The sequence below is a fragment of the Tardiphaga sp. 20_F10_N6_6 genome (assembly GCF_052076045.1).
GTDB classification, from domain to species: Bacteria; Pseudomonadota; Alphaproteobacteria; order Rhizobiales; family Xanthobacteraceae; genus Tardiphaga; species Tardiphaga robiniae.
The window spans coordinates 6,308,048-6,331,241 of sequence record NZ_CP197239.1 but is presented as its reverse complement, the minus strand read 5'-3'; the positions used below and the strand labels follow the sequence as shown (position 1 = coordinate 6,331,241).

The following is a 23,194-nucleotide window of genomic DNA, read 5'->3' as shown; positions in this document are numbered from 1 at the left end:
GCATGCAGAATACAAAGCCTGCTTTCAACGCCTCGACCTCGGACGCCGCAACTATCAAAGGCAGCTTCGACTGGATGATTGCCGTTTATCTCGCCTCGCCGCAGTTCGATGACCTGCCGGAGCTAACGCAGCGAAGCTACCGTCAAGCGTTGGCGCGAGTTGCAAATTATCCACTCAAAGACGGCCGACGATTTGGCACTATCTGCTTAACCTCCATCACACCGGCCGTCGCCGATCAGATGCATGCGCGTCTCAAGTCGCGAAGCGACGGCAGCAAGCGAGCCCGATCAGCGATGCTGTCAATGCGGGTCGCACAGCGCGCATGGTCGATCACCCAACGGCGCCATATGGCCGACATGCCGCCTCATAACCCCTTCGCGAAGATGGGTATCGTCTATCGACCGGCGCCGACGCGGCCGGTCACCTATCAAGAACTTCTGCGGTTTGTCGCAGAAGCCGACCGAACTGGCGACCACTCCATCGGCACCGCCGCGATGATCGCTTTCTTCTGGCTCCAACGCCAAACAGACATCCTGGCACGACTAAGCTGGCATCACTATCGGCCGCACGATGCGCCGGAGGTTGCGCGGATCTTTCATCATAAAACGCACGAGCTCGTCGACATACCTTTGTTCGACAATGACGGAACTCATCTTTGGCCGGAGCTCAGCATTCGCTTGGACATGAGCCTTCCCCGCGGCGATCTCATCGTGACCCGTGACCATCCAGACCGGCTGAGAAAGACACATTTGCCCTGGCAACCAGACTATTTCCGGCATCGGGTCGCGGGGATTCGCGCGGCCGCAGGGATCGACCCGCAGGTCAAATTCATGGGGCTGCGCCACGGCGGATATACTGAAGGCGCGAATGCCGATTTGACCGATGCGCAGCTTCGTGCGCTGAGCGGGCATCGAACGGCCAGCATGGTCCTAGTTTACGCCAAAGCATCTCTGCAACAGCGGCGGGACGGCGCGCGGAAACGGCGGGAAGCACGAGAGGCGACGGCTGGGATCTCAGAAGGCTGGGAACGAAACCACCTATGACCAATTGCACCTGTCAGATTAGAACGACAGAGATTGGTATGGTGGGCGCACTAGGGCTCGAACCTAGGACCCGGTGATTAAGAGTCACCTGCTCTACCAACTGAGCTATGCGCCCGGATCCAGATCCGGATATCCCCGTGGGGACGGCGTCGTTTAGCAAAGCGATCCGGGGATGTCCAGCGACGCTGTCACAAAAATTGCACCGTTTTTCGCAATCGCGAAAATGCGAAAAAGCCGCTGGATTTCAGCGGCTTCTTCGTTGTTGCGACCGTGGAAAACTGCTCCGGATCAGAGCCGTTCGGCGCCCGGTGCGGCGTCGTGGTCGAATCTGCCGCCGGGGCCACCGGGACCGCGATCGTCGTCATCGCCGAAACGCGGGTGATCGAAGCCGGGAGGGCCGAATCCCTCGCCTTCGAAGCTGCCGCGCTCGAAGCCGGGTCGCGGGCCGCGGTGACGCCAGCCGCCCTCCCCGCCGCCGAAGCCGCGGTCCATATGGGTCAGCACCGCCAGTCGCCGTTTCTGCCCGTCATCGAGGGTCTTGTAGAGCGGGTCGGCGGCATCGGCGATCTTCTTCAGCGCGGCGGCCGTGGTGGCCATGTCGCCGGCGCGCTGCTGCAGGCGGGCGACCGGATTGTCCGGCGTGTCGGCCCGCTTCGCGTCGTCGTCGCGGTTCTTGCGCTCTTCCATGCGCGCATTGGCGCGGTCGATGCGCAGCTTGGCGAAATCGCGCACCGCGCTCTCCACCGCCGGCCACATCTTCTCCTGGTCCGGCGTCAGCTTGAGCCCGGCCTTCACGGCAGCGATGCGCGCATCGGCGAACGCAGCGCGGTCTTCCGGATTCATCCGGACGTGATGATGCATCCATGGACGGTGCTGGGCATAGACCGCGGTAGAACCGGCAATCACGGCAACAGCGGCACCAGCGAGCAAGATCTTCTTCATGGCAACCTCCTTTGGAAAGTTACCCGAAGATGATCCTGCGATGCCGGACCTTCAACTTACGCTTTGGCCATATGTTTTCCGGATGTGTTCGATTTCTGAATATGCATTCACGATGGAACGCACTTCAGAATTCTTTTGTCACAGCATCCCGAGCAATCGCGGCAGCCACAGCGAGAGTTCCGGAATGTAGGTGATGAGGCCGAGGAAGATCAGCAGCGTGATCAGCCACGGCAGCACGGCAATGGAGAGTTCGGTGATCCCCATCTTCGCAATACCGGAGGCGACGTAGAGATTGAGTCCCACCGGCGGATGACACATGCCGATTTCCATATTGACCACGATGATGATGCCGAAGTGCACCGGATGAATGCCGAGCTTGACTGCGATCGGATAAAGGATCGGCGCCATGATCAGAACGATCGAGGACGGCTCCATCACATTGCCCGCGAGCAGCAGCAGCAGGTTCACCACCAGCAGGAAGGTGATCCAGTTGATGCCGCTGTTCGTGATCCAGTTCGACATCGCCTGCGGGATCTGCTCGCTGGTCATCAGGAACGAGAACAGCACCGCGTTGGTGACGATGTAGAGGATCATCGCGCTCATGCTGGCCGAGATCAGAAGAACCTTGGGCACGTCCTTCCACTTCATGTCCTTGTAGATGAACATCTCGATCAGGAAGGCGTAGACGGCGCTCATGGCGGCGGCTTCCGTCGGCGTGAACCAGCCGAGATAGATGCCTCCCAGCACGATAACGATCAGCGAAATGCCCCAAGCTGATTCCCGAAAGGCGTGCCAGCTCTCGGCCCAGGTTGCCTTGGGTATGCGCGGATAGTTGTTCTTCCACGCGCGATACCAGGTCGTGGCGGAGAGCATGACGGCCAGGATCACACCCGGTATCATTCCGGCCATGAACAATTGTCCGACCGAGGCGGAAGAGACTTTCTCGCCGGCGGGACCGAAGTAAACCGCACCGCTGGTCGATACTGCGTAGATCACCATGATGATCGAAGGCGGAATCAGGTTGCCGAGCGCGCCGCCGGTAACGATGATGCCGGCAGCAAAGCGCTTCGGGTAGCCGACCGAAAGCATGGCCGGCAGCATGATCGAGCCGATCGCCACCACAGTCGCCGGCGAAGACCCCGACACCGCTGAAAACAGCGCGGCGGCCATCGTGGCTGCAATGCCCAGTCCGCCGGCCCAATGGCCGATCATCGTCCGCGCGAATTCGATCATTCGCCGCGCGACGCCGCCATGCGTAAGGAAGTTTCCGGCGAGGATGAAGAACGGGATCGCCATGATCTCGAACTTCTCGATGCCGGTAAACAGCTTCAGCGCGACGGATTCGATCGGCACGTTGGTCATGAAAAACAGGAACGTCAGCACCGTGAGACCGAGCGCGATCGAGATCGGCATGCCCGTCAGCATCAGCACAACAAGCAGTCCGAAAATAATGGCAGCGATCATCGGATGATCCTCGCGGCGCTGGCGGCGGCGGCTTCGGGATCGATCCCCTCCACGTCGGTCTCGTCATGATGTGGGAGTTCGCCGGTGCGCCAGAACTTGCGAGCAACCTGCAGGAAGCGGAAGCACATCAGATAGGAGCCGAGCGGAACACAGAGATAGATGATCCAGCTCGGCAGTTCGAGATCGGGCGTCACCTGATCGGTGTACATCAGCCCGTAGACGAATTTCGCGCCCATGCTCCCGACCACAAAGGTGAAGAGCGCGCCGCAGAGCAGACCGAACATCACCACCGTCTTGCGCCAGGGCGGGTCGAGTTGGTTCACCAGCACATCGACGCCGACATGGATGCCGGTCCGCACGCCGTAGGCGGCGCCGAACTTCGCCATCCACACAAACATCAAGATGCACAGCTCCTGCGCCCACGACAGGTGGATCGGGAACAAAAACGGATAGAAGAACGGGATGCCGACGAGGTAGCGATGTGCCACTGCAATGAAAATGATCACGGTCGCGGCCGCGATCAATGTCATGATCAGCAGTTCCTCAAGCCGATCGAGGATGCGAAGAAACATTTAGTCCCCCAGTGCGGGTCAACCGGCAATTGATCTGATCGCGGCGTGACCTTGCGCTAACCCCATTCCGCAGTCAGGCAACTGCGGCCCCCGGGGCGTCAGTGGCTTCCGCACCCGAGGGCGCGGAAGCTCACATCGTCAATCCTAGTTGGTGGCGCCGCGCGTTTCCTTGAGAAATTCGTCGATCAGTGGCTTGCCTACCCGGCCTGCTACATCGGTATAAACCGACTCCACCGCCTTGCGCATGCCGGCATCTTGCTCCGGCGTCAGTGTAACAAATTCGGTCTTGCCGCTCTTCTTCATCTCGGCGAGTGCGTCGTCGTTTTCCTTCGCCGACTGGCCGTTGCCATAGGCGGTGGCTTCCTTCATGGCCTTTTCCAGAAGGCCGCGAGTATCCGCCGGAATGCCATCCCAGAATTTCTTGTTCACCACCACCACGTAACCGATGTAACCGTGGTTGGTCAGCGTGGTGTACTTCTGCACCTCATGCATTTTCTGGGTGTAGATGTTCGACGGCGTATTCTCCTGACCATCGACCACGCCCGTCTGCAGCGCCTGGTACACTTCCGAGAACGCCATCACCTGCGGAATCGCGCCAAGCGTGCGGAATTGAGCTTCCAGCACCTTTGACGACTGGATGCGGAACTTCATACCTTTGTAGTCCGCGGGAGTGAGCAACTTCTTGTTCGCGGTCATCTGCTTGAAGCCGTTGTCCCAATAGGCAAGGCCGGTCATGCCTTTGGAATCCAGCAGCTTGAGCAGTTTCGCGCCGAGCGGGCCGTCAGTCACCTTGCGCAGGGTGGCGAGGTCCGGAAGGATGTAGGGAAGATCGAAAACCTCGAACTCCTTGACGCCGATCGGCCCGAACTTCGAGTTCGACGGCGCCAGCATTTGCACCGCGCCGAGCTGCAAGGCTTCCAGCTCTTCCTTGTCCTTGTAGAGCTGCGAGTTCGGATAGACTTCGACCTTGACCTTGCCGTCGGTGTATTTCTCGGCGAGTTCCTTGAACTTCTCCGCAGCGAGGCCCTTCGGCGTGTTCGGCGCGACGACATGGCTGAATTTGATGATGATAGGCGCCTGCGCGGCGGCCGGTCCTATCAATGCAAGCGCGGCAACCGATGCTGCTGCGAAAATCAATTTGCGCATGTGTTTCTCCCCGTAATGACGTGGGAGCTCATTGAGCGGCTCCCGCTTGTATGCCAGTTGCAGCAATATAGAGATCAATGCGCAAACACCATTGCCCGTTCGCAGGGGTGCAACATGAAATCGATGCTGCACCGCAAAACGCGGAGCGCCTGCTCCCTCTCCCCGTTCTGCACGGGGAGAGGGGCGGGGTGAGGGGCGAGGCAATGGCCTAACAGCGTGGGGAATCGTGCGGGTGCGACCCGTCAGTAAGTGAGGGATGAGAGGACAACGAACCGCCCCTCACCCGCGCGTAAGAGCGCGCGACCTCTCCCCGCGCAGAGCGGGGAGAGGTTATCCCAGATCAGCTCGCGGCAGCAACCGCTGCCGGCATGTCGCGCGCGCGCTTCATGACGATCTTGTTCAGCCCGCCGAGATAGGCCTTGGCCGAAGCGACCAGCGTATCCGGATCGGCGGCGCGCGAGGTCATGGAGCGGCCTTCATGGGCCAGACGCACCGACACTTCCGCCTGCGCGTCGGTGCCTTCGGTGACGGCATGGACCTGATACAGTTCCAGCTTGGCCTCGTGCGGCACCAGCGCCTTGATGCAGTTGAACACCGCATCGACCGGGCCATTGCCCTCGGCCTCCTCGATCTTCACCACGCCGTCGATGTTCAGCTTCATCGTCGCGCGCTGCGGACCGTGGGTGCCAGCGATCACCGTCAGCGACACCAGCTTGATGCGGTCGTGGGCGGCAGTCATTTCCTGATCGACCAGCGCTTCCAGATCCTCGTCGTAGATGTCCTTCTTGCGATCGGCCAGGGCCTTGAAGCGCACGAAGGCGTCTTCCAGCTGGTTCTGACCCAGCTTATAGCCCATCTCCTCCAGCTTGTGGATGAAGGCATGGCGGCCGGAATGCTTGCCCATCACCAGCGAGGTCTGCTTCACGCCCACCGTCTCCGGCAGCATGATCTCGTAGGTCTGCGCGTTCTTCAACATGCCGTCCTGATGGATGCCGCTCTCATGCGCGAAGGCGTTACGGCCGACGATCGCCTTGTTGTACTGCACCGGAAACGAGGTCGCAGCCGAGACTTCCTTCGACGCGCGCATCAGCATCGTGGTGTCGATGTTGTTCCAGTACGGCAATTTGTCATTGCGCACCTTCATCGCCATCACGATCTCTTCCAGCGCAGCATTGCCGGCACGCTCGCCGATGCCATTGATGGTGCATTCGACCTGCCGCGCGCCGCCGCGGATGCCGGCCATCGAATTGGCGACGGCCATGCCGAGGTCATTGTGGCAGTGAACCGAGAAGATCGCCTTGTCGGAATTCGGCACGTTCTCGCGCACGCGCTTGAACAGGTCGTAATATTCCTCGGGCACCGAATAGCCGACGGTGTCGGGGATATTGATGGTGGTCGCGCCGGCCTTGATCGCCGACTCGACGCAGCGGCACAGGAAATCGAATTCGGTGCGGGTGCCGTCTTCCGACGACCATTCGACGTCATCGGTATGGTTGCGGGCACGGGTCACCGACGAGATCACCAGATCATGGACGGCATCCGGCTCCATCTGCAGCTTGTACTTCATGTGCACCGGCGAGGTGGACAGGAAGGAATGGATGCGGCCGCGCTTGGCGGGACGGATCGCCTCGGCGCAGCGGTCGATGTCCTTCTGGCCGGCGCGGGACAGGCCGCAGACCACGGCATTCTTGGTGCGCTTGGCAATCTCGTTGACGGCTTCGAAGTCGCCGTCGGAAGCGATCGGGAAGCCGGCCTCAATGACGTCGACACCCATGGTGTCGAGCATCGCGGCGATCTCCAGCTTTTCCTCGAAGGTCATGGTGGCGCCGGGACACTGCTCGCCGTCGCGCAAGGTGGTGTCGAAAATGATGACGCGGTCCTTGTCGGACTTGTCCTGAACGGACGGGGTGGTCGAAGTCATGAGATATTCCTTAGGTCGGGGCGCATCTGTCTGGGCGCCAGAGGGAGCTGATGGTTCTGAATGTCATGATCCCCTGAGTACCCAGGCCAAACGGCCCAGACGGCGCTCAGGGGCAGATAAGCAGAAGCAGCCCGCCAAGAAGGAGGTTCGAGCGCAGCGCAGCCGGAATCGCGTCGGGACCAGCGGCAACAGCCACTCCCCCGGAAACTCCAACCATGTCGCTGCGAATCAGCATTGCCACACCTTCAGGCCCAGATCCTCGGCCAAAACCAGTTTCAAGGAAAACCCTTGATGGTTCGTTGCCGACGAGGCCTAAGGTCGTTCTAGACGACAAATGCGGGGCCCTGCAACGGCTAAGAGGGTCAGGAAGACTGACCTAAATCCTCCTGGGAGAAGCTCGGGCGCGTGGCCGACTGGCCTAGCCAGAACATCGCCAACTGGACGTTTTCGCAGCCATCCTTTTGCCCTAAGACCGAACGGCAATTGCGAGGACAGGACGATGACTTTCGCTAGGGGATTATCCGCTTTCCCGATCACGCCGATGAATACGAATGGCAGGGTCGATACGCCCGCGCTACGGCGGCTGGTGGCGCCGCTGGCGACCGCCAAGGTCGATTCCATCGGGCTCCTGGGCAGCACCGGATCGTATCCGTTTCTCAGCCGTGACGAGCGTCGGCGTGCCACTGAAGCCGCCATTGCGGAGGTGAACGGCCGTGTCCCCGTGCTGGTCGGCATCGGCGCACTGCGTACCGACGAGACGATCGAACTCGCCCGCGACGCCAAGGCGGCCGGCGCAGCCGCCGGCCTGCTCGCGCCGGTGTCCTACACGCCGCTCACCGAGGACGAGGTGTTCGAGCACTTCAAAGTGGTTGCCGGCGAGAGCAAACTGCCGATCGTCATCTACGACAATTTCGCCACCACGCATTTCAAGTTCACGCCCGACCTGGTCGGCCGCATCGCACGTATTCCCGGCGTCGTCGCCGTCAAGGGCACCTCGCCCGAAGCCAGCCTCGCCGCGGATCACCTGAAGCAAATGCGTGCCGCTGTGCCATCAGGCTTCTCCGTCGGCTATGCCGGTGACTGGAATTCGATGGAGACGCTGCTGGCCGGCGGCGATGCCTGGTATTGCGTGGCGGCGGGCCTGTTTCCAAAGAGTTGTCTGGCCATCACCCGCGCAGCGCAGGCCGGCAATGCCGACGAAGCGCGCCGCCTCAACGGCGCGATGCAGCCGCTGTGGGATCTGTTCAAGCAGTTTTCCAGCCTGCGCGTGATGTATGCGGCTGCGGAGCAGATGGGGCTGACGGATGCGAAGCCACCGCGCCCGGTGCTGCCATTGAATGACGCGGCGCAGGACAAGGTCGCCGCGGTGTTGAAGGAATTGAAGTTGAGTTAAACTAGCCCGCCGTAGCTGTCGTCCCCGCGAAGGCGGGGACCCATAGCCACGGTCGAACTAATCAAAACGGCAAAGTCGCAACGACAACGTACGAACGGCCTCTTCGGCGTGTATGGATCCCCGCCTTCGCGGGGATGACAGCCAGAAAATATCACGTTTTCTTCGCCACCTTCTTCTTGGCCACCTTCTTCTTCGCGACCTTCTTCACCACAGGCTTGCCTTCCCGCGGCGGCCCTTCCTTCTCCAGCGCCTCGCGGATCAGCGTAAAGTCCTTCTTCGCCTCGCCGTCCACGGTCGGAAAGTGCAGGTCCAGTTTCTCCAGCGCGTTGACGATGGCCGAGCCGATCACTACACGCGAGAACCATTTGCGATCCGCCGGCACCACATGCCATGGCGCTTCCTCGCAGGACGTATGCTTGATCAGGTCCTCATAGGCCTCCTGATACTTGTCCCACAACGCGCGCTCGGCGATATCGGCCGATGAGAACTTCCAGTTCTTGGCCGGCTGCTCGAGACGATCGAGGAAGCGCTCGCGCTGCTCTTCCTTGGAGACGTTGAGAAAGAACTTCAGCACCACGGTGCCGTTGCGCGCCAGATACTTTTCGAAGGCGGTGATGTCCTCGAAGCGCTCGCGCCAGATATCTTTTGTCACCAGCTCCGCCGGGATCTTCTGCTTGGCTAGAATCTCCGGATGCACGCGCACCACGAGACATTCCTCGTAGTAAGAGCGATTGAAGATGCCGATGCGGCCGCGCTGTGGCAGCGCGATGGTGTGACGCCACATGAAATCATGATCGAGCTCGTTCGACGACGGCGTCTTGAACGAATGCACCTCGCAGCCCTGCGGATTGATGCCGTCGAACACGCTCTCGATGGCGCTGTCCTTGCCGGCGGCGTCCATGCCCTGGAAGATCAGCAGCAGCGACCAGCGATCCTGCGCATAGAGCTTCTCCTGCAGCTCCTGCAGCCGGCGGCGGTTGGCCTCGATGATCTTCTTGCCGGTTTCCTTGTGCAGCCCGCCGCTGCCATTGGTGTCATGCGCCTTGAGGTGGAAAGCTTTCGAACCGTCGACCCGATACGGCTCGATATAGGACTTCAACGCGGACACAACTGGCTTGGCAGACATGAGATCGGCAACTCCGGGACACGGGGATTGCAAGCGTAGCGTGCCGATCCCGGCAATACCAGCAGATCACGTCGCTGGCATCAGCTGCGCTGTCATAAACGCTGTCACAAACAGCGGCATCGTCGGGGTGAAGTCAGCTTCGCTGCGCACCAGACGAATTCCGCTCAGCTCAGGCGACGCCTGACCGGCAAGATTGGCTTCGATGGTGCTGCGCAGCGTCTCACCCGGCTGATCCGCATCCAGAAGACGCATCATCGCCACCGAGAAATCCGTCACGACGCAGGACCAACCAGCGTCGGCCCGGTAATCGGCTTCCGTCAGACCGAGCTCTTCCTCGACTTCACGGGTCACACTGCCCGCGATATCGACGACGTCGCCGCGCAGGTCGTCCAGATCAGGCGTGCCCGCCGCAAAATAGATGCGTCCGGCATTGGATGTATGCTGCCCCATCTCGCCGAGCACGAAGGCGCCGTCGCTGGCACGCAGCGCACCCATGCCAAATCCGTTGAACACATCCGGATCGGGACAGCGCCAATCCCGCCACGCCAGAAAGCTCGCAAAATCGGTCTCGAAATAGTCCGCGCTAAATTGGTTGCCAGTGAACTGCGCATTGCGCGCCAGCAACACGCGCCCATTGAACAGTTGCGGCTTCTCGGCGCGCTTGCTTGCGAAGTGAGCGTCGATCTCCTCACGCCGCTCACGCGCGAATGGCCACTGCCAATCGCTGCGTGTGAGGTCGAGTTGCGTGACGCGGTGAATGACCGGCGTCATCATGCGCAGAACCTACTTCGCATTCGTCCCCGTCGTCTTGGCGAACTGCTCGACATATTTATTCGTGTAGGTCTTGCTGACATCGATATTGGCCTTGGCCACCTCGGGCGAGCCCTCGCTGAACACGGCGAGCACGGCAGCCGCGCCCTTCGGATCCATCAGCCCCGTCTCCGAATACATCGGGAGCGTGTTTTTGAGCGCCGCGAGATAGAGCTCCTTGTCCTTGCCGACGATACCTTCCGGCATCTTCGCCATGATCTTTTCCGGCGTATGACTGTGGATCCACTTCAGCGTGTTCATGATCGCGTTGGTCAGCCCCTGCACTTCCTTCTCGTGTCCCTTGACCCATGCGGTCGTCGAATACAGCGCGCCACCGGGATATTCGCCGGAGAACACCGCCAGCGTGTCCTTCTGCGTCCGGGTATCGCTGAGAATCGTGAGGTCTTTGTGGCTGCCTTGCAGCACGGTGACGGCAGGGTCGAGCATGACGGCGGCTTCGATCTGCCCCTGCTCCATCGCCGCCACCGCGGTCGCGCCGAGGCCCACGCCGATCACGGCGGTGCCAGCCGGATCGAGACCGTTTTTCTTGAGCTGATACTTCAGGAAGAAGTCTGTCGACGAGCCCGGCGCGCTGACGCCGACTTTCTTGCCGGCGAGATCCTTGATCGACGTGATCTTGCCGGTGTGCTTCGGCGACACCACCAGCACGAGACCGGGATAGCGGTCGTAGACGACGAAGGATTGCAGCTCCTGCTTCTTGGCGGCGAGATTGACGCAATGATCGAAATAGCCGGAGACCACATCGGCGCTGCCGCCGAGCACCGCCTTCAGTGCATCGGAGCCGCCCTTGAGATCGACCAGTTCGACCGCGAGACCCGCCTTCTCGTATTCGCCGAGCTGCTTGGCCAGCACGGTCGGCAGATAGCACAGGCACGCCCCGCCGCCGATGGCGATGGTCACTTTGGTTTGCGCTGCAGCGGGATGAACGAGAAACAGCGACAAAAGGCTCGCAAGGAAAAGACGTGTGGGGAATAAACGGCTCAAGCCGGTTTTTATGTTTGTTGTCATTATTTCCTCCGCTGCTATCAGGCGCGGAGGATAGAGGAGCCTCCGCCGGTTGGAAAGCCGGCACTGGTCAACGCACATTCCGCGACATAGCATCCGCGCGGCAAATCATTGTCATCCAGGGGGAACGTTCATGAAGCGCATCACTGCGACACTCTCGATCACCGCAGCCTTCGCCGCCGGTTGTCTCATCACGCATCTCGTGCCCGAGGGCATCACGCCGGCACAGGCTGCGGAAAACATCACCGCCCAGGTCATCCACGTCCCCGAACTCGTCGGCGACGCACTCGGCCCGGCCTCGCCCACCGGCTTCCGCTCCAAGATGTTCATGCAGGCCGATGGCGCCACCATCTCGGTGCAGGACGGCAATGTGGTAAAGCACATGCATCCCAACACCAACGAGATCCAGTACATCCTCGAAGGCACCGGCACCGTCTGGCTCGGCGACAAGGAAGTTCAGGTCAAGGCCGGCGACCTCATCATCATCCCGAAGGGTACGCCCCATGGCGGCACCAAGCCGGACGGCAAGCCGTTCCGCGCCATCGCCATCAAGACCCCGCCACAGGCGCCGGACGACACCAAGCCGCTGCCGTAAGCCACGGGCTAACCTCGCCCCGCTTGCGGGGCGGGGGAATCGTCTCAGCTCCGCCCGTCGCTCGCCACCGGCTTCCACACCAGCAAGCGCTTCTCGACCATCGTCACGAGAATATCGATGGCGATCACAAAGGCCGATAGCACAAACATGCCCGCGAACACGCCGGCCACATCGAACGTACCCTCCGCCTGCTGGATGACATAGCCAAGCCCCGCCGCGGAGCCGAGATATTCGCCGACCACGGCGCCGACGACGGCAAAGCCCACTGCGGTATGCAGCGACGAGAACATCCATGACAGCGCCGACGGCCAGAACACATGGCGCATCAACTGCCGCTCGCTCATGCCCAGCATGCGGCCATTGGCGAGCACCGTGGGCGAGACTTCCTTGACGCCCTGATAGACGTTGAAGAATACGATGAAGAACACCAGCGTGACGCCGAGCGCGACTTTTGACCAGATGCCGAGCCCGAGCCACAGCGCGAAGATCGGCGCCAGCACCACGCGCGGCAGCGCATTGGCCATCTTCACATAAGGATCGAAGATCGCTGCGAGACGCGGCTGGCGCGCAAACCAGAAGCCGATCAGCACGCCCAGCGTCGAGCCGATCACAAAGGCCAGCACGGATTCCAGCAGTGTGATGCCGAGATGCTTCCAGATAATGCCGCTAGCGAACCAGCTATAGATCTGGCTGCCGACATCCCAGGGGTTGGAGAAGAAAAACGGCGGCAGCAGGATGCGGCCGAACACCGGCACGGTGGTGAGCAGGTGCCACAGCCCGATGACGACCACGGCGACGAGCACCTGACACAGCAGCAGCACGGGACGCGTCATGACGCGGCTCCCATACCAGCGGACTGCGCGTAGCCCTTCATCACTTCGTCCTTCAGTACGCTCCAGATCTCGCGATGAAGCGCGTGAAACTCCTTGTCGAGCCGCACTTCGAAAATATCGCGCGGCCGCGGCAACGGCACTTTCCAGTCGCCGATGATGCGCGAACCAGGCCCCGCCGACATGATGACGACGCGGTCCGCCAGCGCGATCGCCTCTTCGAGATCGTGGGTGACGAACAGCACCGCCTTGCGATCCCTGCTCCACAGATCCAGCAACAGGTTGCCCATCACCTGCCGGGTCTGCGCGTCAAGCGGCCCGAACGGCTCATCCATCAGCAGGATTTTCGGATTGCGGATCAGCACCTGCGCAAGACCGACGCGCTTGCGCTGGCCGCCCGACAGCATATGCGGATAGCGCCCCGAAAACGCACCGAGACCGACCGAGGTCAACCACTCCTGCGCCCGCGCCAACGCCGCGTCGCGTGCTATGCCCGCGATCTCCAGTCCGATGGCGACATTGTCGAGGGCGGTCTTCCAGGGAAACAGCGCATCGGCCTGAAACAGGTAGCCCGCCTGTGCGTTCAGTCCGCCCAGCGGCTGACCGAAAATCCGGACAGCACCGGAGGCTGGCGCCAGCAGACCGGCAGCGACATTGAGCAGTGTAGATTTGCCACAGCCGGTCGGCCCGACGATGGCAACGAACTCGCCATCCGCGACCCGGAGCGTCGCCTTCTCTACCGCCGTATAGACGCGGTTGTCGGCAATACCGAACGCCACCGTCGCGTCATCAAGCGCCACCGCCATCGATGCCGCGGCCTCACCTGCCTGCACGCGCGTCCCCCAGAGTGTTTTTGTTCCGGGACTGGCTTAGCGCTGCAGGGCAGACAATTCAACGTCTGGGCCGAGCTTGGTGGGTTGCCACGGCTGTGATAGTCCGGGACATGACCTCCGCTGCCCCCCTGATCGCCTTTCAGCATGTCAGCAAGAGCTTCGACGGCGGTGCCATCAAAGCCGTCGACAACGTCTCGCTCGATGTTGCCGAGGGCGAGTTCCTCGCGGTCGTCGGCGGCTCCGGCTCTGGCAAGACCACGCTGATGCGGCTGGCCAACCGGCTGATCGCACCGGACACGGGACACATCACCATCGCCGGCGAGGACGTCGCGCAGGTCGATCCCATCGAACTGCGCCGGCGCATCGGCTACGTGTTCCAGAGCGGCGGGTTGTTTCCGCATATGAGCATAGCCGACAATATCGGCATCACGCCCAGACTGCTGGGCACTCCCGCCAGGGACATCGCGGATCGCGTCGATGAATTGCTCGATCTCGTGCGCCTTGACCGCAAGCAGCATCGCGACCGCTTCCCGCACGAACTCTCCGGCGGTCAGCGCCAGCGCGTCGGTGTCGCGCGGGCGCTGGCTGCGAAGCCGCGCATCGTGCTGATGGATGAACCGTTCGGCGCGCTCGATCCGCTGACCCGCGATGCGCTTGGCGACGACTACCGCGCGCTACATTGCAGCCTCGGCCTCACCACCATCATGATCACCCATGACATGACGGAGGCGATCCTGCTCGCGGACCGGATCGCGGTGATGCAGTCCGGCAAACTGCTCGCGGAGGGCACGCCCACTGATTTGTCCGAAAGCACCGATCCCTATGTCGGCGAGTTGCTGGGTACGCCGCGCCGGCAGGCGAAACGACTTCAGATGCTGCTGCCGAAGGATGGCGCGGCGCCCCAAGGCGGCGCGACATGAGCCTGTTCACCGATCCGCGCTGGAGCGACGCGCTCGGGCATCTGCCGGACTATCTCGGCAGCCACGTGCGCGTCAGCCTCGCCGCGCTGGCGCTCGGCCTCGTCATCAGCCTGCCGCTGGCCATCATCGCGCGGCACCGGCCCGTGATGCGCAGCGCGCTGCTCGGTGCGGCCAGCATCGTGCAGACAGTGCCGGGCCTGGCACTGCTGGCTTTGTTCTATCCCCTATTGCTCGCGCTTGCGGCGCTGTCGCTGCAATATCTCGGCGTCAGCTTCTCGGCCTTCGGCTTCCTGCCGGCCGTGCTGGCGCTGGCGCTGTATTCGATGCTGCCGGTATTGCGTAACACCATCACGGGATTGAACGGCGTCGATCCCGCGCTCACCGAAGCCGCGCAAGGCGTCGGCATGACACCGCGGCAATCGCTGACCATGGTCGAATTGCCGCTGGCATTGCCAGTCATCATGGCCGGCATCCGCACCTCGGCGGTGTGGGTCATCGGCACCGCGACGCTGTCCACGCCGATCGGCCAGACCAGTCTCGGCAACTACATTTTTGCAGGATTGCAGACGCAGAACTGGGTGCTGGTGATCTTCGGCTGCGTCGCCGCTGCAATCCTCGCGCTGGCCGTCGATCAATTGCTGGCGCTGATCGAGACCGGCATCCGCCGGCGCAGCCGCATCCGCACTGCCATCGGCGTGCTCGGTATCGCTGCGCTGGTGCTCGTCACACTCGCGCCGTCATTCGCCCGCTCCGGCACACGCATCGTGGTCGGCGCCAAGACTTTCACCGAACAATATGTGCTGGCCGCGCTGATGTCGCAGCGCCTGCAGGCGGCCAGCCTGCCCGCCACGACGCGGCAGGGTCTCGGCTCCAGCGTGATCTACGATGCGCTGGCCTCCGGCGATATCGATGTCTACATCGATTATTCCGGCACGCTGTGGGCCAACCAGTTTCACCGCAGCGAGATCCTGCCGCGCGAACAGTTGCTGACCGAGCTGAAGACGACGCTGGCCAAACAAGGCATCACGCTGTTCGGCGAACTCGGTTTCGCCAATGCCTATGCGCTGGTGATGCCGCGTACGAAGGCGGAGATGCTGGGGATCAAGACCGCAGCCGATCTCGCGGCGCTGAGCAGTAATATGACCATCGCCGGCGACTACGAATTCTTCTCGCGGCCGGAATGGTCGGGGCTGAAGGCAGCCTATGGCCTGTCGTTCAAGGCCCAGCGCACCATGCAGCCCGATTTCATGTATGCCGCCGTCGCCTCCGGCGAGGTCGATGTCATCGCCGGCTACACCAGCGACGGGCTGATCGCGAAATACGATCTCGTGGTGCTGGACGATCCCAAACATGCGATCCCGCCCTATGACGCGATCATGCTGCTGGCGCCGAAGCACGCGGGTGACGAGAAGCTGCGCAGCGCATTGGAGCCACTGCTCGGCAAGATCGATCTGCCGCTTATGCGCGAGGCAAACCTGCGCGCGGCAGGCAATGATGCGACGAGTTCGCCGGAGAGTGTGGCCCGGTGGATGTGGGAAAAGATCGGGAAGAAGTGACACTTCTCTTCCCCTCTCCCCTTTGCGAAGCTTCGCTTCGCGGGGGAGAGGAGAAGAAAGAGCGACTACAAATTCTTGATCATCCCCGCGTCGATCAGCAGCCGATTGAACCGCCGCGCTTCCGCGCCGTCCTTGCAGGCATAGAACATACCCTTGCAGCGAAGCATGATCTTCTTTTGCTCCTCGAAGGACGGGTCCAGCGGAATGCCCGCGGCCTCCTGAATGACCAGCGGCAGATACGGCCCGTCGATCGTGTCCATCACCGTCGCGCTCTTCACCGGTTCGAAATTGATCGCGTCGATGGCGTAGTAGGTCGCGTAGTAGCGCGGGTCGTAGCTCTGCAGCTTCTTGCCGAGGCCCGCTTCATCCATGTTGGGATCGAGAATGCCCGGCGCGAATTCCGGCTGATGATCGCCATAGCGTACGATCAGGAACGGCTGCGCTGGAAACTGCTTCTTCAGCTTCGCGACGAACGCGCTATAATGATCGACGCTCATCGCTTGCCGGCGCAGATATTCATCAACCACCGGCACATTGCCGGGCGCACGCCAGCCCGGCGTCATGTCTGGGCGAAATTTGGTCTCCCACGGAAAGTGATTGGCGGCGAGATAGACGAACATGAACAGCGGATTGGTCGGCGGCTGCTCGGCCATCAGGCGCGCCGCTGAATCGTAGAAGAAGCTGTCGGGCTCGACGCCCTTGGCACCAAGATCCTTGGCGTCATAGAAGCGCTCGACGCCGGTGGTGGTCTGGAAGCTGCGCGCGCTCATGAAGGCGCCGAAGGCCGGATAGAGCGAGATAGTGCTGTAGCCACAGCGGCGCAGCGCCAGTGGCAATCCGCGCTCGACGCGGCCCGAAGCGATCCGCGTGACGAAATAGGAGAACGGCCCGAACGAGCGCGACGAGAGTCCGGCCAATACGTTGTATTCGGTGAACCAGCTCGGCCCGCCATTGCTCTCGGCGAGAAATTTGCGTGCCTTGCCATCCCATGAATTGAAGTGGCTGCCATAGCCTTTCGGCGTCTTCACGCCGGCGGCCTGACGGATGTCGAAGGACGACTCGTCATGCACCATGATGATGTGCGGACGACGTCCCGCCGGATGGCAGGAATCCTCCAGCGGCAACTTCAGCCGCTCGGTGATGACCGCGTCGGACTCCATGAAACCGTAGCTGCTGAAGTCCGACACCGCGGTAACGCCGGAGCGCGCGAATTTCGACAGATAGCCGTCATCGTAATAGCCGCGCCAGGCTTCATCCGGCCAGGCCAACGCATATCCCGTCAATGCGGCGAGGCAAGCCGTCAGCGCGGCGAGCGCCGGCAGCCGTCGAATGCGGAACGGATCGAGCCACCACAGCGCATACATCAGCGGCAGCACCACCACGGCAGCGCCGATGGCGGACCAGCGCAGGTTCGGAAAGATCGTGAACAGGAAGGCTGCGGTATCGCGGTCGATCACCATCAGGTCGACGAAGTTCGCGGTCATCTGCACCACGTCGTGCTTCAGCCGCGACAGCAGCACGAGGATGACGACCAGGGTCAGCGACAGCGCCCCCGACAGCGCGGGGCGGCGCAAGAGCGCGATCCAGAAGAAGTTGAGGATGGCCCAGGCCAGCACGAAGCCGATCCGACCCACCAGATCGGTCTCGGTCTGGACCATCACCAGCAGCGCGCCGAAATGCGACGCAGCCACGGCCAACAGCCGCCACACGCTGGTCGGCGCGGCCACAGCAGTTGACGAGACGCTGGGTACTGGATTGAGCGGAGGCGCCATGGCGGCACGCAACACCACCGGCGAGGCCTCGGGCCTGGGCTGGCGACGGCCAGAGGGCGCATGTCGCAGCCGGAAACTGCGATATGTCATTAATTTGTAATGTAATCGTCATGAACGGGCAATGACCTTGGCCCGAACGGGATCGACGGAACCAGCAGACTGCCCTCACTGCTGCAGCCGGCCGGGTCAGAGATCCTTGATCAGCCCCGCATCGATCAGCCAGCGATTGAAACGGCTGGCTTCATCGCCGCCCTTGCAGCCATAGAACACGCCCTTGCAGCGAAGCATGATCTTCTTCTGCTCGACAAAGGATGGATCGAGCGGCACCCGCGCGGCTTCTTGCACCATCAACGGCAGATAGGCAGCATCCAGCACCGGCAGCGCCGATGACAGTTCGGGCCGGTAGTTCAGCGCGTCGATGGCGTAATAGGTCGTATAGTATCTGACATCATGCGTCATGATCCGGTCGGCGCGCCTCGGCTGGGCCAGATCAGGCTCCAGCAGTTTCTGCGCGATTGCCGGCTGGTGATCGCCGAACCGCACCAGAAGGAACGGCTCGGCCGGATGATCCTTCTGCAGCTGCGCGACGAAGGCCTTGTAGTCCGCAGCCGTCATCGCCTGACGGCGGATATACTCATCCACCTCCGCCGTATTGCCCGGCGCCTGCCAGCCGGCCGGCGTCAGGTCGTCGCGATAGGTCGTGGTCCACGGGAAGTGATTGGCGGTGAGATAGACCAGCACGAAGACCGGCTGGTCGGTCTTGCTCTCGCGCGCGATGAGGTCCCTGGCCTGATCGAAATAGAACCTGTCGGGCTGCATGTCTTCGCTGACACCCATCGCCGCCATGTCGATGAAGCCGTCGATGCCTGCGCCCTCTTGGAAGCTGCGCGCGCTGAGGAAATTTCCGTAGGTCGGATACAGCGAGAAGGTCTTGTAGCCGCAGCGCTGCAGCGCCTGCGGCAGGCCGCGCGAGATCTTTCCGGCAGCGATACGCGTCACATAGAATTTCAGCGCACCGAAAGAGCGCGCAGACAGTCCGGTGAAGATATTGAACTCGGTGTACCACGTCGGCCCGCCGCTGGACTCGGTGATCAGCGCGCGCTGCTGGCCATCGGCAGACTTGAAGTAATCATGATAGCCCGCCGGCACCTTGATGCCGGGGGCCGCGGACACGTCGAAGGACGACTCGTCGAGCACCATCACGATATTCGGCCGCTTCACGCCCGGCTCGCAGGTGGTCATCGGCGACGCCTGCGCGGAGCTGACGAGGCTCTTGGAATCCGCCTCGATCCAGCCGGTCGCGGTCAGATGCGAGACCGAAACCACGCCCGAACGCGCCAGATTGGAAATGTGATTGACGCCCTGGAACGGCTCCCATGGCTTTTCGGGATTGGCTGCCGACAGACCGACGATTCCGACCATGCAGACGCCCGCGCAGGCCAGAGCCGTGCGGCGGCGCAGTCGGAACGGATCGGCGCGCCAGATCAGCCAAAGGATCGGCAGCGCGACGGCGGCGGCGATCAGCAGCCAGGTCCGCAGCTGCGGGAAGATCGAATGCAGGAAGGAGATCGTATCACGATCGATGATCAGGAAATCGAGAAAGGTCAGCGTGAGCTGCGTGATGCCGAATTTGAACTGCGACAGCACGATCAGCGCCGTGACCAGCAGCAGCGACAGCACCGCGCTGACGCCGGGCCGCTTGAACAGCGCGAGGAACAGGAAATTCAGCAAACCCCAGGTGAACAGCGCCAGCGTGGTGGCGAACGGGCCGTATTCGACCGAGGCGAGAACATAGATCGCGAGCGTATGGATCGCAGCGATCAGCGCCGTGCGCAGCGGCCAGTGCCGAACATACTGCCAGGCCGCCGCCATTCGCTCCCTGAAGCGGCGGCCGGCTTGCGCCGGGGAGACTGAGATCGGCGACGGCAGCATGACTTGCCTGCGAACACCCGGCAAGAAAACTACCTTGTCTGGCAACGGCCAGCCGGCTCACACCGCGACCGGACCCTGCGGAATGTCACAAAATCGTAATACAGGCGTCATGAACGGACAATGAACCTTTCGACGCAGGCGGTGCCGGTCCGGGCGCCGCCTGCCGTCGTCATCCCTCGCCTCTACCGCACTGCGGTCGGCGTCTCGCCCTTGATGATCTCGCCGAAGCGCTGCCAGCGCTCGCCCTTGAAGCTCATCATCTGGAACTGGTCGATGGGCGAGAAGTCGGTCAGGCTGGTATTGACGGTCACGCCCGGCAGCAGTCCGTCGAGCTGCACGTTCTTCAGGTTGGCGGCCTGCTTCATCAGGTTCTCATGGGTGAGATCGTCGCCGCACTGCTTCAGCGCCTCGACCATGGTCTGGGCGATGCTGTAGCCGGACAGCACGGTGCTCTCCATCGGCTTGCCTTCCGGAATGTACTTCTCGACATAGGCGTAGAACTTCTGCATGCCCGGATCGTCCTTCCACTGCGGATCGGTCGGATCCTTGGCGAAGGTCGCGGACAAAACGTCCTGCGCATTCTCGAAGCCTGCCGGACGGATCACGCTGCCCACCGACGAACTCGCATTCGGCACGATGTGCAGCGGCTTCCAGCCGAGCTCGGCGACTTTCTTGATCGACTGTGCGGCGAATTTTCCGACAGCAAAGGAGAACAGCGTATCGACGCCGGCGGCCTTCAGCTTGACGATCTGCGAGTCGATGGTCGGCTCGGAAACCTCGTAGCTCGCTTCAGCCACGATCCTTGACGCCGCCTTGTCGCCGAAACCTTCCTTCAGTCCCTTCAGATAGTCCTTGCCGAAATCGTCGTTCTGATAGAGCACGCCGATCTTGGCATCCGGCTTCTCCTTCAGAAGATACTTCGCATAGGCCGCAGCTTCGGCGTGGTAGCTCGGCAGCCAGCCCATGGTCCATGGAAACTGCTTCGGATCGTTCCAGCGGGTGGCGCCGGTCGCGAGAAACAGTTGCGGCGTCTTCTTGGCATTGACGTATTTCTGGATCGCGGCATTCGCGGCGGTGCCGACATTGCCGACGATCGCCATCACCTCGTCGCTCTCGACCAGCTTGCGGGTCTGCTCCACGGTCTTCGGCGGCGAATAGGCGTCGTCATAGGAGATGAAGACGATCTTGCGGCCGTTGATGCCGCCCTCGTCATTGATCTTCTTGAAATAGGCGGCATAGGACTTCCCGAGAATGCCGTAAGCAGACGCCGGGCCGCTATAGGGCACGGTGTTGCCGATCTTGATTTCGGTATCGCTGGCGCCGGGGCCATACTTCTTCTGCGCCAGCGCCGGGCTTGCGACCATCGCGACGGCGACCGCCCAAGCGGCCATCGAAGTTGCAGTCATGGCAGTTGTCTTCATACGCATCATACGTCCTTCTTTTGCGTTTCCAGTGCGTGCGGTGGTGCCGCTACGGCCGTTGCCGTATTCGATCCGAGCCTTCCCGTTGGTCGGGATTGTCGAGCGGCTCGTCAGGTGCGTGTGTTGTTCGTGAACCTCAGTCCTTGCGGTCGGTGTCGGAATGATCGAGGTCGGTCGCGGCCTGATCAGCCAGCGCCTGAATGTCGGCGGCAGCGATCTGCACATGGCTATGGACGAGCGCGGTGACAGCGACTTCGTCACGCGCTGCTATGGCGGCGACGAATGCGCGGTGATCGTCGAGCGAGCGCTGGCGTAGCGCCGCCGACTCGAAATAACGGCGACGCCCGCGCGTGCTCATCAGCATCAAAGGCGTAATCGTGCGCACGAGAATGCGGTTCTGGCTCGCGGCAGCCACGGCAAGATGAAACTCAACGTCTTCGTCGGCCATGTTGCGGCCGTTGGCGGCCAGCGCCGCATAGGTGTCCAGCAGTCCGTGCAGCTTTGAGAGATCGGCATCGGTGCGGCGCTGGCAAGCGAGCCGGAACGCCTGCTCCTCGCAGATGATCCGCGCCTCGATAGCATCGCGCGTCACCTGCGCATCGAACGTGACACCCAGATCGGCCTGCAGCACCAGTGCATCGAGGCCGCTGTCCTCCAGCGTATTGCGCAGATAGATGCCGGATTTGGGCTTCCGCTCGGTGATGCGCATGGCATCGAGCACCGCCAGTGCCTCGCGAACCGAACTGCGCGTCACCCCGAACCGCTCAGACAGGTCCCGCTCGGACGGCAGCCGGTCGCCCTTCGACAGCCGGTGGTGCCGAACGAATTGGAGCGTTTTCCGAACGGCGTCGGACGTATCAGTGCTGACCGCAGCGAGCATGGACTGACCCTACCAATCTGGTAGTACCAGCTAGCCAATTTTAGCCGCCCTGTCGAGGCGACAAATGGCCCCGCTATTTGGGCCGTAATCCCAACTGCTTCGCCATAATGCCGTCCAGCCAGCGCCGCGGCAGCCAACCGGCGATCCAAGTCTGAACCGGCTGCGGCGATGCCACCACGCGCACTTTCGGGTTGGGCCTGGTCAACGCCTGATGAACCAGCTCGCCGATCGTCTCCGGCGGCAGCCCGTTCTTCGCCAGCTTCATCAGCATCTCGCGCAGCTTCGTTAGCGCCGGCAGAAACGGCGACGCATCGAAGCGCGCCATATCGAGGGCGTCGGCCTTGTCCCAGATCGGCGTGCGCACGGCCCCCGGCGCGATCACCAGCACGTCGATGCCGAACAGCATGAATTCGCGCCGCAGGCTCTCGGCCAATCCTTCCAGTGCGAATTTCGACGCGCTATAGGGCGACAGCAGTGGATTGCCGAACTGTCCGGACACCGAACTCATCATCACGATGCGCCCGGGCGCGCCCGTCATTGCCGGATCGGCGCCGAGCAGCGGCGCGAAGGCCTTGGTGACGATCACCGGCCCCATCACATTGATCTCGATCTGCTGGCGAAACTCGTCCACCGCCAGATCGAGCAGCGCGCCCGGCACCGCAACGCCGGCATTGTTGACGAGCCCTGCAAGCGTCTCGCCGTTCAGCGCGGCGCGAACTTGGACAGCGGCGGCCAACACAGCGGCCTCATCGGTCACATCGAACAGCAGCGGGATGAAGTTCGTGCCGAACTCGACTTGCAAGCGCTCGGCATCGGCCTGCCTGCGGACACTGCCGAATACGCGAAAACCGCGCGCGAGTAGAAGCTTCGCCGTGGCGTGGCCGATGCCCGTGGAGACGCCGGTGATAACAATAGCATTCATGCGGTGACCTGCTCGACATGGTGCGAAGGTTGTCTCAGTACCCAGAAAATGGAAGAAAGTGGGCGCAATATGATATCACTCATCTATTGG

The 23,194-nt window shown here is 62.0% G+C and carries 20 protein-coding genes and 1 tRNA gene; 5 read left to right on the top strand and 16 right to left on the bottom strand.

Annotated elements, in window-relative coordinates:
• Positions 1 to 2 precede the first annotated feature (2 nt).
• A complete protein-coding gene (locus AB7813_RS30180) occupies positions 3 to 1,043 on the top strand; it encodes a hypothetical protein (RefSeq protein WP_441228903.1) in 1,041 nt (346 codons plus the stop codon).
• Positions 1,044 to 1,082: 39 nt separating this feature from the next.
• Here the strand turns inward: AB7813_RS30180 and AB7813_RS30175 are convergent.
• The 6 genes from AB7813_RS30175 to AB7813_RS30150 form a co-directional block, all read right to left on the bottom strand.
• Positions 1,083 to 1,158 (bottom strand) — tRNA-Lys (locus AB7813_RS30175).
• A 173-nt stretch (positions 1,159 to 1,331) separates the two neighbouring features.
• Complete coding sequence (locus AB7813_RS30170; protein WP_439089082.1) at positions 1,332 to 1,985, bottom strand: Spy/CpxP family protein refolding chaperone; 654 nt, start codon at positions 1,983 to 1,985, stop codon at positions 1,332 to 1,334.
• Positions 1,986 to 2,123: 138 nt separating this feature from the next.
• Positions 2,124 to 3,449, bottom strand: coding sequence for a TRAP transporter large permease (locus AB7813_RS30165; protein WP_175366840.1), 1,326 nt, complete (start codon positions 3,447 to 3,449; stop codon positions 2,124 to 2,126).
• Positions 3,446 to 4,021, bottom strand: coding sequence for a TRAP transporter small permease (locus AB7813_RS30160; protein ID WP_068738416.1), 576 nt, complete (start codon positions 4,019 to 4,021; stop codon positions 3,446 to 3,448). The genes AB7813_RS30165 and AB7813_RS30160 overlap by 4 nt, the downstream gene beginning before the upstream one ends.
• Positions 4,022 to 4,165: 144 nt before the next feature.
• A complete protein-coding gene (locus AB7813_RS30155) occupies positions 4,166 to 5,167 on the bottom strand; it encodes a TRAP transporter substrate-binding protein (protein ID WP_231077537.1) in 1,002 nt (333 codons plus the stop codon).
• Positions 5,168 to 5,507: 340 nt separating this feature from the next.
• The gene (locus AB7813_RS30150; protein ID WP_439063370.1) at positions 5,508 to 7,088 is read right to left on the bottom strand and encodes a 2-isopropylmalate synthase; all 1,581 of its coding nucleotides are present in this window, start codon (positions 7,086 to 7,088) and stop codon (positions 5,508 to 5,510) included.
• A 499-nt stretch (positions 7,089 to 7,587) separates the two neighbouring features.
• On the opposite strand from AB7813_RS30150, the gene AB7813_RS30145 reads away from it, so the two are divergent.
• Positions 7,588 to 8,481 carry a dihydrodipicolinate synthase family protein gene (locus AB7813_RS30145; RefSeq protein ID WP_439063369.1) on the top strand — a complete coding sequence of 298 codons (894 nt, stop codon included), beginning with the start codon at positions 7,588 to 7,590 and terminating at the stop codon, positions 8,479 to 8,481.
• Between the two features lie 151 nt (positions 8,482 to 8,632).
• On the opposite strand, the gene AB7813_RS30140 is transcribed toward AB7813_RS30145, so the two are convergent.
• The 3 genes from AB7813_RS30140 to AB7813_RS30130 form a co-directional block, all read right to left on the bottom strand.
• Positions 8,633 to 9,607, bottom strand: coding sequence for a polyphosphate kinase 2 family protein (locus tag AB7813_RS30140; RefSeq protein ID WP_309946510.1), 975 nt, complete (start codon positions 9,605 to 9,607; stop codon positions 8,633 to 8,635).
• A gap of 66 nt (positions 9,608 to 9,673) precedes the next feature.
• Positions 9,674 to 10,381: an NUDIX hydrolase gene (locus AB7813_RS30135; RefSeq protein WP_439063368.1), complete on the bottom strand. Its 708-nt coding sequence runs from the start codon at positions 10,379 to 10,381 to the stop codon at positions 9,674 to 9,676.
• Positions 10,382 to 10,390: 9 nt separating this feature from the next.
• Positions 10,391 to 11,446, bottom strand: coding sequence for an ABC transporter substrate-binding protein (locus AB7813_RS30130; RefSeq protein ID WP_439063367.1), 1,056 nt, complete (start codon positions 11,444 to 11,446; stop codon positions 10,391 to 10,393).
• A 130-nt stretch (positions 11,447 to 11,576) separates the two neighbouring features.
• On the opposite strand from AB7813_RS30130, the gene AB7813_RS30125 reads away from it, so the two are divergent.
• Positions 11,577 to 12,038 carry a cupin domain-containing protein gene (locus AB7813_RS30125; protein ID WP_068738428.1) on the top strand — a complete coding sequence of 154 codons (462 nt, stop codon included), beginning with the start codon at positions 11,577 to 11,579 and terminating at the stop codon, positions 12,036 to 12,038.
• Between the two features lie 44 nt (positions 12,039 to 12,082).
• Here AB7813_RS30125 and AB7813_RS30120 read toward each other — a convergent pair whose 3' ends face one another.
• Positions 12,083 to 12,871 carry an ABC transporter permease gene (locus AB7813_RS30120; RefSeq protein WP_439063366.1) on the bottom strand — a complete coding sequence of 263 codons (789 nt, stop codon included), beginning with the start codon at positions 12,869 to 12,871 and terminating at the stop codon, positions 12,083 to 12,085.
• Entirely contained in the window at positions 12,868 to 13,674 is an 807-nt protein-coding gene (locus AB7813_RS30115) for an ABC transporter ATP-binding protein (protein WP_439064602.1), read from the bottom strand. The genes AB7813_RS30120 and AB7813_RS30115 overlap by 4 nt, the downstream gene beginning before the upstream one ends.
• Positions 13,675 to 13,811: 137 nt before the next feature.
• On the opposite strand from AB7813_RS30115, the gene AB7813_RS30110 reads away from it, so the two are divergent.
• Together AB7813_RS30110 and AB7813_RS30105 are read left to right on the top strand one after the other, a co-directional pair.
• Positions 13,812 to 14,621, top strand: a complete 810-nt coding sequence (locus tag AB7813_RS30110) for an ATP-binding cassette domain-containing protein (protein WP_439063365.1) — start codon at positions 13,812 to 13,814, stop codon at positions 14,619 to 14,621.
• Positions 14,618 to 16,177 (top strand): ABC transporter permease/substrate-binding protein, encoded by a 1,560-nt coding sequence (locus AB7813_RS30105; protein WP_439063364.1) that lies wholly within the window; start codon positions 14,618 to 14,620, stop codon positions 16,175 to 16,177. The genes AB7813_RS30110 and AB7813_RS30105 overlap by 4 nt, the downstream gene beginning before the upstream one ends.
• Positions 16,178 to 16,242: 65 nt before the next feature.
• On the opposite strand, the gene AB7813_RS30100 is transcribed toward AB7813_RS30105, so the two are convergent.
• The 5 genes from AB7813_RS30100 to AB7813_RS30080 form a co-directional block, all read right to left on the bottom strand.
• Positions 16,243 to 17,949 carry a sulfatase-like hydrolase/transferase gene (locus AB7813_RS30100; RefSeq protein ID WP_439064601.1) on the bottom strand — a complete coding sequence of 569 codons (1,707 nt, stop codon included), beginning with the start codon at positions 17,947 to 17,949 and terminating at the stop codon, positions 16,243 to 16,245.
• A gap of 186 nt (positions 17,950 to 18,135) precedes the next feature.
• A complete protein-coding gene (locus AB7813_RS30095) occupies positions 18,136 to 19,881 on the bottom strand; it encodes a sulfatase-like hydrolase/transferase (protein WP_439063363.1) in 1,746 nt (581 codons plus the stop codon).
• Positions 19,882 to 20,063: 182 nt separating this feature from the next.
• Positions 20,064 to 21,287, bottom strand: coding sequence for an ABC transporter substrate-binding protein (locus AB7813_RS30090; protein WP_439063362.1), 1,224 nt, complete (start codon positions 21,285 to 21,287; stop codon positions 20,064 to 20,066).
• Positions 21,288 to 21,438: 151 nt separating this feature from the next.
• Positions 21,439 to 22,182, bottom strand: coding sequence for a FadR/GntR family transcriptional regulator (locus AB7813_RS30085; RefSeq protein WP_184514884.1), 744 nt, complete (start codon positions 22,180 to 22,182; stop codon positions 21,439 to 21,441).
• A 73-nt stretch (positions 22,183 to 22,255) separates the two neighbouring features.
• On the bottom strand, positions 22,256 to 23,104 hold the full coding sequence (locus AB7813_RS30080) for an SDR family NAD(P)-dependent oxidoreductase (RefSeq protein WP_439083767.1): 849 nt from the start codon (positions 23,102 to 23,104) through the stop codon (positions 22,256 to 22,258).
• Between the last annotated feature and the right edge of the window lie 90 nt (positions 23,105 to 23,194).

Coding starts and splice junctions, on each gene's coding strand:
- AB7813_RS30150 (WP_439063370.1), bottom strand. CDS start 7,088: ATGACTTCGACCACCCCGTCCGTTCAGGACAAGTCCGACAAGGACCGC.
- AB7813_RS30135 (WP_439063368.1), bottom strand. CDS start 10,381: ATGATGACGCCGGTCATTCACCGCGTCACGCAACTCGACCTCACACGC.
- AB7813_RS30130 (WP_439063367.1), bottom strand. CDS start 11,446: ATGACAACAAACATAAAAACCGGCTTGAGCCGTTTATTCCCCACACGT.
- AB7813_RS30165 (WP_175366840.1), bottom strand. CDS start 3,449: ATGATCGCTGCCATTATTTTCGGACTGCTTGTTGTGCTGATGCTGACG.
- AB7813_RS30145 (WP_439063369.1), top strand. CDS start 7,588: ATGACTTTCGCTAGGGGATTATCCGCTTTCCCGATCACGCCGATGAAT.
- AB7813_RS30120 (WP_439063366.1), bottom strand. CDS start 12,871: ATGACGCGTCCCGTGCTGCTGCTGTGTCAGGTGCTCGTCGCCGTGGTC.
- AB7813_RS30170 (WP_439089082.1), bottom strand. CDS start 1,985: ATGAAGAAGATCTTGCTCGCTGGTGCCGCTGTTGCCGTGATTGCCGGT.
- AB7813_RS30080 (WP_439083767.1), bottom strand. CDS start 23,104: ATGAATGCTATTGTTATCACCGGCGTCTCCACGGGCATCGGCCACGCC.
- AB7813_RS30110 (WP_439063365.1), top strand. CDS start 13,812: ATGACCTCCGCTGCCCCCCTGATCGCCTTTCAGCATGTCAGCAAGAGC.
- AB7813_RS30155 (WP_231077537.1), bottom strand. CDS start 5,167: ATGCGCAAATTGATTTTCGCAGCAGCATCGGTTGCCGCGCTTGCATTG.
- AB7813_RS30140 (WP_309946510.1), bottom strand. CDS start 9,607: ATGTCTGCCAAGCCAGTTGTGTCCGCGTTGAAGTCCTATATCGAGCCG.
- AB7813_RS30125 (WP_068738428.1), top strand. CDS start 11,577: ATGAAGCGCATCACTGCGACACTCTCGATCACCGCAGCCTTCGCCGCC.
- AB7813_RS30090 (WP_439063362.1), bottom strand. CDS start 21,287: ATGACTGCAACTTCGATGGCCGCTTGGGCGGTCGCCGTCGCGATGGTC.
- AB7813_RS30160 (WP_068738416.1), bottom strand. CDS start 4,021: ATGTTTCTTCGCATCCTCGATCGGCTTGAGGAACTGCTGATCATGACA.
- AB7813_RS30105 (WP_439063364.1), top strand. CDS start 14,618: ATGAGCCTGTTCACCGATCCGCGCTGGAGCGACGCGCTCGGGCATCTG.
- AB7813_RS30100 (WP_439064601.1), bottom strand. CDS start 17,949: ATGGCGCCTCCGCTCAATCCAGTACCCAGCGTCTCGTCAACTGCTGTG.
- AB7813_RS30085 (WP_184514884.1), bottom strand. CDS start 22,182: ATGCTCGCTGCGGTCAGCACTGATACGTCCGACGCCGTTCGGAAAACG.
- AB7813_RS30095 (WP_439063363.1), bottom strand. CDS start 19,881: ATGCTGCCGTCGCCGATCTCAGTCTCCCCGGCGCAAGCCGGCCGCCGC.
- AB7813_RS30180 (WP_441228903.1), top strand. CDS start 3: ATGCAGAATACAAAGCCTGCTTTCAACGCCTCGACCTCGGACGCCGCA.
- AB7813_RS30115 (WP_439064602.1), bottom strand. CDS start 13,674: ATGGCGGTGGCGCTTGATGACGCGACGGTGGCGTTCGGTATTGCCGAC.